The following is an 11,441-nucleotide window of genomic DNA, read 5'->3' as shown; positions in this document are numbered from 1 at the left end:
AGAGACGAAGGAGATTGGAGGATTCTATTAGATATATTAAGAGTTTGTTATATAAATATTAATAAAGCGATCTATAGCACAATCATTTTTTATAAATGAATTATGTTATGCTATTGCTTCCCCCACTCGAATGCGAGATATCCTGCTTTAAAGGAGACATCAGTGATTTCTCATATACCAATAAACAAAATTAAATCCGTAATTATTGGTGATGGCTTAGTTTTCAGACCACATAAAAATACCCTAAAAGACCTGGCGTCTGGTGAAATGGCCACATTGAATAATGTGGCAACACAATTACTGCTCTATCTGTTGCAAAATGGTAAAGAGATATCCTCGCGCGATGAAATTCTGCGGAATGTTTTCCAGCATAATGGCGCCAGAGCGACGGATGCTAATCTCAATCAGCACATTTCATTTCTGCGCAAAGCAATAACGTCTACGGGCCATCCTGCAGAACTGATCGTCACCATTCCGCGAATAGGATTTCGGATGGGCGACGCCAGTATCAATATTCAGCAACTGGAGGAATCGCAAGCACCCACCAGAATTGCCAATGTTGTAATGACGCCCAGGAAAAAGAAACGAAACCTGTGGCCTGTCACGATAACAACGTTAATTACCGGCATCGCCGTGCTGGCGACAGCGTGGCTAACATGGATACCCAATGAAATCGCCATGACGGACGCGGCGATCCTGCGGACTATCGACTACGAGCAATGCCGTGTGCATATATTAGGAAACTCCCTCACCGACACCATAACCGAAAAAAAAGCGCTGGATATTTTCAAGTCCGTGGGTATTAACCCCAACTGTTCGTATCCAAAAGATCTGTATCTCAATACCTGGGCGAGCAACCATAATCTGGTTGAGTGGTCGTTTGCCGCTGAATGCGGGCTAAACCTCGGCTATTACCATTGCATCAGCCAGTATCGCCATCATGAGGAATGATATGAATCAGGAAAGCGATCACTCTCCTTTACTATGGTCAGTCGTGATTGCCATTTTTGGGCTGGCGGCTATCGCTTTTTTTATTATCGCCGGGAATGAGAAAAAACAAGAAATCAGTTTTTCCTGCTCCTCGGAATTCACGTCGATACTCGACATCCAGAATACAAAAAAGGAACTCCACGGAATAATGCTGATAACCAGCTACAACTCCGGACACCTTACATTGTCAGTCCAGGGGAAACTCAAAAGTGACGACGGCGATTTCGCTGTTAACCGAAAACTGTTCTTTCGCTATATCCGTCCACTCGGCCATACCGCAGGCGTTTTTATGCTCACTCCCGATGGGCGAGAAAAATCCCCCGATGATGATGCAACGGACGCTGTCGACTATCTCTTCTTCGACGCTTACGAACGTGCCGACAAACTGTATATGCTAAAGCACCTGAATGAGGAAACGGTACTTATTGGCGATAACTTTTCCCCCCGCTACGCCTGCGTGATGAATCACTTCGCGAGTTAATCGCCTTCTGGATATGCGTCGGGTTAAGGATGACCTGATGTGTTGCCCACCCGAAAGCTCGGGCGCGGTCGATAAAGCGTGATAATGAGATTATTATTTTGGTGGGCTAAAACGACGAAAGCCTGAATCATTTCTGATTCAGGCTTTCTGAATAGTGGCGGAATGGACGGGACTCGAACCCGCGACCCCCTGCGTGACAGGCAGGTATTCTAACCAACTGAACTACCACTCCGCGTTGTGTTCCGCTTGGGAACGAAGCGAATATTACGGATTGCCTCGCGCCTCGTCAACGCTTTTTCTCACGTTTTTAATCGTTTGCTGCAAAAATCGCCCGAATGGCCATTTTCATACGGTAAACGTACAAACTATGCCCGCCAGAGGCAACTTCCGCCTTTCTTCTGCACCAGGTCAAGGCGTGACTCATGGGCAGCTAACTCTTCATCAGTGGCGAAAACAACGCGTAGTTTGCTGGACTGTCGCACAATACGCTGGATCCCCGTGTCATTCTGCTGCTGGCTGTCGCCTTCCATTGAGAACGCCATCGTGGTCTGCCCGCCGGTCATCATCAGATAAACGTCGGCCAGAATCTGGGCATCGAGCAATGCGCCGTGCAGGGTTCGTTTACTGTTGTCTATCTCATAGCGCGAGCATAACGCATCAAGGCTGTTTCGCTTGCCAGGAAACATTTTCCTCGCCAGCGCCAGGCTATCGGTTATTTTGCAAAATTCATTCGTCTTCGGAATATCACGCTTGAGCTTCGCGAATTCGTAATCCATAAAGCCGATATCGAACGATGCGTTATGAATAACCAGCTCCGCGCCGCGGATGTAGTCGAGAAACTCGTCGGCTACATCGGCAAACGTAGGTTTATCGAGCAGGAATTCGTCTGCGATTCCGTGTACGCCGAACGCTTCCGGGTCCACCAGCCGATCCGGCTTCAGGTAAACGTGGAAGTTATTGCCGGTCAGGCGGCGGTTCACCACTTCAACCGCACCGATCTCAATGATCTTGTGGCCTTCATAGTGGGCGCCAATCTGGTTCATACCGGTGGTTTCGGTATCGAGGACGATCTGTCGTGTAATTCCAGTGCTCATAACGGTCATTTATGTCAGACTTATCGTTTGATTTCGATTTGTTAAAACAGGAAGTCTACCAGAGATGCTTAAACAGGTAGAAATTTTCACCGATGGTTCTTGCCTGGGTAATCCTGGGCCAGGTGGTTACGGGGCAATTTTACGCTATCGCGGGCGCGAAAAAACCTTTAGCGAAGGCTACAACCTTACAACTAATAATCGCATGGAGCTAATGGCCGCAATCGTTGCGCTGGAAGCCCTGAAAGAACAGTGTGAAGTGATACTCAGCACGGACAGCCAGTATGTGCGCCAGGGCATAACGCAGTGGATCCACAACTGGAAAAAGCGCGGCTGGAAAACAGCAGATAAAAAACCGGTGAAGAACGTCGATCTGTGGAAACGTCTCGATGCCGCGCTGGGGCCGCATCAAATCAAATGGGAATGGGTTAAAGGCCATGCGGGCCATCCGGAAAACGAACGCTGCGATGAGCTTGCGCGCACCGCGGCCATGAGCCCGACTCAGGATGATATTGGGTATCAGACTGAGGCTTAAGCGTCCGGTTTACGGTATTGCCGGGTCGCGCCAACGGCATGACGGATAGGTGTTTTGCTTTTATTTTGTTTCATCGGGTTGAGCGTAAGCGGAATGGTTCGCTTGCGCGCAACCACCAGCTGTAAACAGCCCAGCGCGGGGATATGGGCGCTTAACATTTTCCCGCCCTTCTTGTTCCAGGGCAGAACATGAAAACGACTATAGTGCAGCACTTCAAAATTCAGTAATGATAGCCAGTCCAGTTGACGCATGAGGGTAAACATCCGACTGTTATAGGGCGATGTTTTACGCAATACGGGCACCAGTTTACGCAATCCCATCAGGCTTACCGGGTTAAAGCCGCTCAGAATCAACCAGCCGTCATCAATCAACACGCGATCGGCTTCACGCAGTAGGCGATGCGGATCAGAGCACCACGGTAACGTATGGGCCAATAAACAAACATCCACGGACTTATCGGCAAAGGGAAGATGCAAAGGATCGGCCGTCACCTGCATGGGAGAACCCTGCAAAGAAACATTTACCTGATGAGAAACCGCGCACGCTTCAGAATCGATTTCTGCGCTTAAATTACCAATCTTAAGCAGATGAAAACCGTACATTTTTGCGAACCACGGGTTAAGCTGATGCTCCAGCGCCTCACGATAGTGTTCGCCCCAGGGCAAATCATCCCAGCTAACGGGCGCTACGACAGTTTGAGGGATCCTTGCCGGTTTCATCACAACCTTCCGTTACGCATTAAGAGGTAATATATGAATCTTAACAGTATTCCTGCATTTCAGGACAATTACATCTGGGTCCTGTCGAATAATGACAAACATTGTCTGATTGTGGACCCGGGTGAAGCGGCTCCTGTTCTGAAAGCCATTGCAGAGCATAACTGGGTGCCGGAAGCCATTCTGCTAACCCATCATCATCAGGATCACGTGGGCGGTGTGAAAGAGCTTCTGCAACATTTCCCACAAATAGTGGTATACGGACCGGCTGAAACGCAAGATAAGGGAACGACACACGTAGTCGAAGATGGCGATATTGCACTCGTTTTGGGGCATGAATTTAGGGTAATTGCTACTCCGGGTCACACTTTAGGACATATCTGTTACTTTAGCCACCCTTACTTATTCTGTGGTGACACGCTCTTTTCTGGCGGCTGCGGTCGACTTTTCGAAGGTACAGCAACCCAAATGTATCAATCACTTAAAAAAATCAACGCCCTTCCTGACGATACATTAATTTGTTGCGCACATGAGTACACATTAGCAAACATGAAGTTTGCCTTAAGCATTCTCCCGCACGATTCGTTCATAAATGAATATTATCGTAAAGTTAATGAGTTACGCGTAAAAAAACAAATGACACTACCCGTAATTCTGAAAAATGAGCGACGAAATAATCTTTTTTTGAGAACGGAAGATGTTGATTTAATTAATGAAATCAACAAAGAAACAATATTGCAACAACCTGAAGAGCGTTTTGCCTGGTTAAGGTCAAAGAAAGATACGTTCTGACAATTCCGGGTTGCCTTTTGAAAACTTCGCCGTTATGATCGGTCGTCTTTTAAGCAACTATTGACACACACATGAAGGCAAAAGCGATATTACTCGCCTCTGTCCTGCTTGTTGGGTGCCAGAATACTGGTAACGTCCAACAACACGCACAGAGCCTTTCTGCAGCTGGTCAAGGGGAAGCAGGAAAGTTTACAAGTCAGGCGCGATGGATGGACGACGGAACATCTATCGCTGCTGATCAAGACTTGTGGGCTTTCATTGGTGACGAGCTAAAGATGGGAATTCCGGAAAACAACCGGATTCGCGAACAGAAACAGAAGTATTTACGCAATAAGAGCTATCTCCACGATGTAACTTTACGGGCAGAGCCGTATATGTACTGGATAGCCGGGCAGGTTAAGAAACGTAACATGCCTATGGAACTGGTACTACTACCCATAGTGGAGAGCGCTTTTGATCCTCACGCAACGTCTGGCGCCAATGCCGCAGGTATTTGGCAGATCATTCCGAGCACGGGGCGCAATTATGGTTTAAAACAGACCCGCAGTTATGATGCACGTCGCGACGTTGTGGCTTCCACCACCGCCGCGCTGGACATGATGCAGCGTCTGAACAAGATGTTTGATGGCGACTGGCTGCTGACCGTTGCTGCTTATAATAGCGGTGAAGGTCGTGTCATGAAGGCAATCAAAACGAACAAAGCTCGTGGTAAACCCACTGACTTCTGGTCTTTGCCATTGCCTCAGGAAACGAAGCTATACGTGCCCAAAATGCTGGCATTGAGCGATATACTCAAAAACAGCAAACGCTATGGCGTGCGTCTGCCAACAACAGACGAAAGCCGCGCGTTGGCACGTGTTCGCCTGAGTAGCCCGGTTGAGATGGCTCAGGTTGCCGATATGGCGGGTATTTCCGTCAGCAAGCTGAAGACCTTCAATGCAGGCGTGAAAGGCTCCACGTTGGGTGCCAGCGGCCCGCAATATGTAATGGTGCCAAAGAAGCACGCAGAGAAGCTGCGTGAGTCTCTGGCTTCAGGCGAAATTGCAGCCGTGCAGTCAACGCTGGTCGCGGATAACACGCCGCTGAACAGCCGTAGCTACAAAGTTCGCTCTGGCGATACGCTTTCTGGCGTCGCTTCACGTCTTGGCGTGAGCATCAATGACCTTAAGCAGTGGAATAATCTGCGCGGGTCGTCGCTGAAAGTGGGTCAGAATCTGACCGTGGGCGCAGGTACCAGCGCACAGCGTCTGGCGAACAACAGCGATAGCATCACTTATCGTGTACGTAAAGGCGACTCGCTGTCGAGCATTGCCAAACGCCACGGGGTTAACATCAAGGATGTGATGCGCTGGAACAGCGATACGAACAATCTACAGCCAGGCGATCAGCTAACGTTGTTTGTAAAAAACAACGGCATGCCGGACTCCTGATAGCATCGTAGAAATGAAGGCACTGGTTTCCCCCCAGTGCCTTTTTTATTTATCCCGCTTTATGTGCCTCAACCATTATCGTGTCGCTGGTAAACGAGCCATCTTCCTGTAACGCAAAGTAGTCTTTCACTTGTGCAGAAGCACTTTGTTGGTATGCACGAATAGCGTCGATCAACTCTGCAGGCGTGCGCATCCGCGCCACCCACGAACTGAACTCCAGTGGCAGACGATCGGTTAACAAGGTATCAGCAATCAGATTGGCGTCATTGATTAACGACAGCCACTCTCCGCTGGAATAATTGCGTACATGTGAGGTGTCGCGTAACGCCTCCACGGTTTGCAACCAGATATCACGTACTGGGTGGCCAGGCGACATCACATCCATCACAATCAATACACCGCCGGGCTTCAGAACGCGGTTCACTTCCCGCAGCGCGCACCCGACATCATGCCAGTGATGCGCAGAATAGCGGCTAATCACCACATCAAATTCGTTATCTTCAAATGGCAGGCTTTCGGCATAGCCCTGTCGCGTGGCGACATTCTCCAGGCCTCTGTCTTTTGCCGCCTCTGCGACCACCTCAAGCATCTGCGACGATAAATCATAAGCCACAACCTGCTTTACATGTTGCGCAGCTACAAAGCTGGCGTGCCCCGCTCCGCATCCCATATCTAACACGTGGGCCTGCGAAAATGCCGACAACCTTTCCCCCAGACGTTGCAAGTCACGGCCAGAGGCGTGCACCGTACTGGTTAAATAGGCATTAGCCTGAGAGCCAAACTGTTTTTCGACGTTGTCATGGTGAGAGCGTGTTGTCATTATGTTGTCCTTCGGTTGTTGTGAAATATGAAGGGCAACCATCACAGGCCTGCCCTACGGCAGACCTGACACACCGTTATTATTCAGGTTTGCCGGGACTGAATTCAACGAGTAGCGGGTTGTGATCGGATGCACGGGTGACCAGCACAGAGGCTTCACTCACGTTCAGACCACGATAGAACACAAAGTCGAGAGGGCGACCAAACGCGCGTCGGCGCTGATCGTCAGTAAAACGTACCTGGCGCAGCGACATTTCACGCGCAAAGCGGTACAGCGCATTCATCCGTCGACGGCTCCAGGCATTGAAATCGCCAGCCATAATAACCGGACCGCTGTGATGAGCAATCTGATCGCCAATGGGAAGTAACTGCTTACTATAAACATCGACGCCGAGGCTAAAGTTAACCGCGTGGATATTCACCACCATTAATAATCGAGAGTCAGGCAGCGGATACACCGTTACCAGAGCCGATTTCGCCAACCGTAAAATAGGCTCACGCTCGCGCAATGGACAGCAGTAAACAGGATGAGCAGCAGAGAGCGTCATGACGCCAGAGGGATGTTGAGGCAGCACAAAGGCAGGAACCTGATCGGCTGCAAGGTAGTTAGCGGTCGCAAACTGCACCAGTTCTGGCGTGGTTTGCGCTTCCTGTAATAACACCAGATGCGCATCTTTGCCAAAATTCTTCAGCACTGACTGCCATTCTGCGCGCTGCTGTTTAAAAATATTCCATACCAGCACGCGAATGCGGTCTTCACTGCTTAACGGAACGCCTGCGGGTAATGCCTGGCCAATATGCGCAAACGACCCCGGCGGTAAAATCCGCTCGGCGGGTTGTCCGGCAACATAACGCATGGCATAGGTGTTTTTTCGCACTTTAGACTTTCAAACCTCTGTAACGTCAACCAGTCCGCAGCCGGACTGGTTCTTCTGTTATAGGGATTTTAGCACTCACTTTCAACGAACAATTGCAGTTTGTTTTGTAAGTGGGCGCTTACATCAATGATTTACCCCAGAGCAACACGCACGGGTTTATCAAGACGACCACTGACACCCATCAGCAGGAAAGCCACCAGAACAATGAGGGCGCCAATCCACGGCGTCTGCGCTAAACCATAATGCTCGACCGTTTGCCCGCCAATCACTGACCCCAGCGCAATCCCAATATTAAACGCTGCGATGTTCAACCCTGACGCCACATCAACAGCATTAGGCGTAAATTGTTCTGCTTTCTGTACCACGTAGACCTGCAACCCCGGTACGTTACCAAAGGCAAAGATCCCCATCACCAGAATGGTAGCCAGCGCGGCGTACTGCGTGGATGCCGTTAGCTGGAAGACCATCAGCAGAACAAACAACGCGGCGAAAATAAATTTCAGCGCAGGAACCGCACCATGTTTATCCGCCAGCTTACCCCCCCAGATATTACCGATAGCCACTGAAACACCGTACCCCAGTAAGATCCAGCTTACTGCTGCCGGGGAGAATCCCGCCAGATCCTGCATCATCGGTGCAAGGAAGGTGAATGCCGTGAATACACCGCCGTAGCCCAGTGCCGTAACGGCGTAAATCAGCAACAGACGAGGATGAGTCAGCACCTTCACCTGGTCGCGAATGCTGGCAGCTGCACGACCGGGAATGTTGGCAGGGATCAGTAACTGGCTACTGATCAGTGCAATCACGCCTAACATTGATACCGCGAGGAAAGTCTCACGCCAGCCAAAGTGCTGACCGATAAATGTGCCCAGCGGCACGCCGGTGACCAGCGCCACCGTTAAGCCACCGAACATAATGGCGATAGCGGAAGCCGCTTTCTCTTTTGGCACCAGATTTGTCGCGATGGTAGAACCAATCGAGAAGAATACGCCATGTGCCAGCCCAGTCAGCAGACGAGCGACAATGAGTGTCATATACCCGGGTGCCTGCCATGCCAGCAAATTCCCCGCCGTAAACAGAACCATCAGCGCAACCAGTAACTGTTTACGTGGCAGGCGTCCGGTCAGAGCGGTCAGTACCGGTGCGCCAACCGCCACACCCAGCGCATAGATTGAAACCAGCATCCCGGCAGAAGGTAACGAGATCGCCAGCTGTTGAGCGATGGTCGGCACCAGACCAACAATCACAAACTCAGTAGTGCCTATAGCGAAGGCACTTATTGTTAGTGCAAATAAAGCGAGAGGCATAAATAACTCCGTAACATCAGTAATCAGATGACACGCAGTATGCCTGGATGTTTTAATGACAAAAATATTCAAAATCTCAATATAATTTTGCGTCAGGTGCAAAAATGAAAGCAACCTCTGAAGAACTTGCGATTTTTGTAGCGGTAGTGGAAAGCGGCAGCTTTAGCCGGGCGGCAGAACAGCTTGGACAAGCCAATTCCGCGGTCAGCCGGGCAGTAAAAAAGCTGGAGATGAAGCTGGGCGTCAGTTTGCTTAATCGAACGACCCGACAGCTAAGCCTCACAGAGGAAGGAGAGCGCTACTTCAGGCGGGTGCAGCAGATACTGCAAGAGATGGCTGCAGCAGAAACGGAAATCATGGAGTCGCGTAATACTCCGCGCGGCCTGCTGCGCATCGACGCAGCAACACCGGTGATGTTGCATTTCCTGATGCCGCTAATCAAGCCGTTCCGGGAGCGGTATCCCGAGATGACGTTGTCTCTCGTCTCCTCGGAAACGTTCATCAATCTTATTGAACGAAAAGTGGATGTTGCTATACGAGCGGGTACGCTGACTGACTCGAGTCTACGTGCGCGTCCATTATTCACCAGCTACCGTAAGATTATTGCCTCACCGGACTATATTGCCCGTTTTGGTAGACCAGAGACCGTCGAGGAGCTAAAACAGCATCTGTGTCTGGGGTTTTCCGAACCGGTTTCACTCAATACCTGGCCGATTGCCTGTAGCGACGGGCAGCTGCATGAGGTCGAGTGTGCAATTTCTTCCAACAGTGGGGAAACGCTAAAACAGCTTTGCCTGAATGGCAACGGCATCGCATGTCTTTCAGATTATATGATAGATAAAGAGATCGCGCGGGGTGAATTGGTGGAGTTATTGGCAGATAAACGTCTACCGGTAGAGATGCCTTTTAGCGCAGTTTATTACAGCGATCGTGCCGTCAGTACGCGCATCAGGGCATTTATCGACTTTTTAAGTGAATATATAAGAACAGCTCCCGAAGGAGCTGTGAAAGAGGGTTAAAGGGTACAGAGGGTCAGGCAATTAATCCCAATCAGGGGCCAGACCTTCCGGACTGACCAGACGATCGTTGCAGTCCAGTGCCGCGATCGCTTTTTTATCTTCGGCATCCAGTTGCAGTTCCAGCGCCAGCAGGTTGCTTGCCAGGTTTTCACGTTTGGTAGAAGAAGGAATTACGGAGTAACCTTCCCCCATTGCCCATGCCAGAATAACCTGCGCCGGGGTCGCATTATGTTTAGCGGCAATGTGCGCAATCACTTCATCTTTCAGTGCTTTACCATAAGCCAGCGTCATGTAAGAAGTGATGTGAATACCGTGTGCTTTCGCCCAGTCAACCACCTTACGGCTCTGCAGATACGGAGAAAGCTCAATCTGGTTGGTCGCAATATTCTCTGCACCTACTGCGGCAATGGCTTTTTCCATCAGCGGAATGGTGAAGTTTGAGATACCAATTTCGCGAGTCAATCCCTGCTTTTTAGCTTCAAGCAGTGCCTGCATAAATTCCTCAACAGATACTGCATCACCTGGAGATGGCCAGTGGATCAGCGTCAGATCGACATAATCTGTACGCAGCTTCTTCAGGCTTTCTTTCAGACTTGGGATCAGTTTTTCTTTGCTAAGATTTTCAATCCAAATCTTGGTGGTGATATACAGCTCGTTACGCGGTACGCCGCTTTCGGCAATCGCCTGACCAACAGCCGCTTCATTATCATAGATTTGCGCAGTGTCGACAGCACGGTAGCCTAGCTCAAGCGCCGTTTTAACAGAAGCGATAACCACGTCGTCTTTCAGGCGGAAAGTACCTAAACCGAATGCAGGGATAGTCATAGAATTCCTCTTTTTAATCACTATGTTCGTTAACTGAGAGGATTATGAGCTTCAGCTCTTTATAGAAAAAGAGTGAAAAATGCAGAGGATTTTTGCGGATTCAGCAATAATTAAATCGGAAACAAAGAAAAAGCCCTGAGCGTTAGCTCAGGGCTCTTAATAAGTGGCGGAACGGACGGGACTCGAACCCGCGACCCCCTGCGTGACAGGCAGGTATTCTAACCAACTGAACTACCGCTCCACCGAATTTCTTTGTCACTACCCGGATTCTTCATCCCGGTTTACTGCAATTTGATGCCTGGCAGTTTATGAATCACTTCGTGATTCACCCTTCGGGCCGTTGCTGCGCAACGTTCAAAAGCTTTCGCTTTTGTCCTACTCTCTATCGAGTAGTGACCTGCCTCGAAAGTCAGTGCCATACTTCTAATTTGATGCCTGGCAGTTCCCTACTCTCGCATGGGGAGACCCCACACTACCATCGGCGCTACGGCGTTTCACTTCTGAGTTCGGCATGGGGTCAGGTGGGACCACCGCGCTACAGCCGCCAGGCAAATTCTG

At 49.9% G+C, this 11,441-nt stretch carries 11 protein-coding genes, 2 tRNA genes, 1 rRNA gene and 1 pseudogene; 6 read left to right on the top strand and 9 right to left on the bottom strand.

Annotation, left to right across the window (positions count from 1 at the left end; translation table 11 throughout):
* Window positions 1-267 precede the first annotated feature (267 nt).
* Both BZK41_RS26595 and BZK41_RS26590 read left to right on the top strand, forming a co-directional pair.
* Complete coding sequence (locus tag BZK41_RS26595) at window positions 268-951, top strand: winged helix-turn-helix domain-containing protein (protein ID WP_253193793.1); 684 nt, start codon at window positions 268-270, stop codon at window positions 949-951.
* 1 nt (window position 952) lies between these two features.
* Window positions 953-1,471 (top strand): hypothetical protein, encoded by a 519-nt coding sequence (locus BZK41_RS26590; protein ID WP_079940161.1) that lies wholly within the window; start codon window positions 953-955, stop codon window positions 1,469-1,471.
* 155 nt (window positions 1,472-1,626) lie between these two features.
* Here the strand turns inward: BZK41_RS26590 and BZK41_RS26585 are convergent.
* Both BZK41_RS26585 and dnaQ read right to left on the bottom strand, forming a co-directional pair.
* Window positions 1,627-1,703, bottom strand: a tRNA-Asp gene (locus BZK41_RS26585).
* A gap of 133 nt (window positions 1,704-1,836) precedes the next feature.
* Window positions 1,837-2,565, bottom strand: a complete 729-nt coding sequence (gene dnaQ, locus BZK41_RS26580) for a DNA polymerase III subunit epsilon (protein WP_095533177.1) — start codon at window positions 2,563-2,565, stop codon at window positions 1,837-1,839.
* Here dnaQ and rnhA point away from each other — a divergent pair.
* Window positions 2,519-3,097, top strand: a pseudogene (rnhA, locus tag BZK41_RS26575) (ribonuclease HI). The gene dnaQ and the pseudogene rnhA sit on opposite strands and share 47 nt — an antisense overlap.
* Here rnhA and BZK41_RS26570 read toward each other — a convergent pair.
* Window positions 3,094-3,816, bottom strand: a complete 723-nt coding sequence (locus BZK41_RS26570; RefSeq protein ID WP_079940160.1) for a class I SAM-dependent methyltransferase — start codon at window positions 3,814-3,816, stop codon at window positions 3,094-3,096. The pseudogene rnhA and the gene BZK41_RS26570 sit on opposite strands and share 4 nt — an antisense overlap.
* A gap of 33 nt (window positions 3,817-3,849) precedes the next feature.
* Between BZK41_RS26570 and gloB the strand changes: the two genes are divergently transcribed.
* Window positions 3,850-4,605 (top strand): hydroxyacylglutathione hydrolase, encoded by a 756-nt coding sequence (gloB, locus tag BZK41_RS26565; RefSeq protein WP_079940159.1) that lies wholly within the window; start codon window positions 3,850-3,852, stop codon window positions 4,603-4,605.
* A 71-nt stretch (window positions 4,606-4,676) separates the two neighbouring features.
* Complete coding sequence (gene mltD, locus BZK41_RS26560; protein ID WP_079940158.1) at window positions 4,677-6,035, top strand: murein transglycosylase D; 1,359 nt, start codon at window positions 4,677-4,679, stop codon at window positions 6,033-6,035.
* 49 nt (window positions 6,036-6,084) lie between these two features.
* On the opposite strand, the gene BZK41_RS26555 is transcribed toward mltD, so the two are convergent.
* The 3 genes from BZK41_RS26555 to BZK41_RS26545 all read right to left on the bottom strand — a co-directional run bounded on the left by BZK41_RS26555 (window position 6,085) and on the right by BZK41_RS26545 (window position 9,039).
* Window positions 6,085-6,855 (bottom strand): class I SAM-dependent methyltransferase, encoded by a 771-nt coding sequence (locus tag BZK41_RS26555; RefSeq protein WP_079940157.1) that lies wholly within the window; start codon window positions 6,853-6,855, stop codon window positions 6,085-6,087.
* Window positions 6,856-6,934: 79 nt separating this feature from the next.
* Entirely contained in the window at window positions 6,935-7,732 is a 798-nt protein-coding gene (locus tag BZK41_RS26550; RefSeq protein ID WP_079940156.1) for an endonuclease/exonuclease/phosphatase family protein, read from the bottom strand.
* Window positions 7,733-7,863: 131 nt separating this feature from the next.
* Entirely contained in the window at window positions 7,864-9,039 is a 1,176-nt protein-coding gene (locus BZK41_RS26545; protein ID WP_079940163.1) for an MFS transporter, read from the bottom strand.
* 104 nt (window positions 9,040-9,143) lie between these two features.
* Between BZK41_RS26545 and yafC the strand changes: the two genes are divergently transcribed.
* Window positions 9,144-10,058, top strand: coding sequence for a DNA-binding transcriptional regulator YafC (gene yafC / locus BZK41_RS26540; RefSeq protein WP_079940155.1), 915 nt, complete (start codon window positions 9,144-9,146; stop codon window positions 10,056-10,058).
* A 21-nt stretch (window positions 10,059-10,079) separates the two neighbouring features.
* Here the strand turns inward: yafC and dkgB are convergent, their stop codons facing one another.
* The 3 genes from dkgB to rrf all read right to left on the bottom strand — a co-directional run bounded on the left by dkgB (window position 10,080) and on the right by rrf (window position 11,432).
* Window positions 10,080-10,883: a 2,5-didehydrogluconate reductase DkgB gene (dkgB, locus tag BZK41_RS26535; RefSeq protein WP_079940154.1), complete on the bottom strand. Its 804-nt coding sequence runs from the start codon at window positions 10,881-10,883 to the stop codon at window positions 10,080-10,082.
* A gap of 164 nt (window positions 10,884-11,047) precedes the next feature.
* A tRNA-Asp gene (locus BZK41_RS26530) sits at window positions 11,048-11,124 on the bottom strand.
* Window positions 11,125-11,316: 192 nt separating this feature from the next.
* Window positions 11,317-11,432, bottom strand: a 5S ribosomal RNA gene (gene rrf / locus BZK41_RS26525).
* Between the last annotated feature and the right edge of the window lie 9 nt (window positions 11,433-11,441).

It is taken from the genome of Citrobacter sp. A316, from assembly GCF_002042945.1.
Classification (GTDB): Bacteria; Pseudomonadota; Gammaproteobacteria; order Enterobacterales; family Enterobacteriaceae; genus Citrobacter; species Citrobacter portucalensis.
Note: the sequence above shows the minus strand (reverse complement) of the source record. Positions and strands in the feature narration are given on the sequence as shown.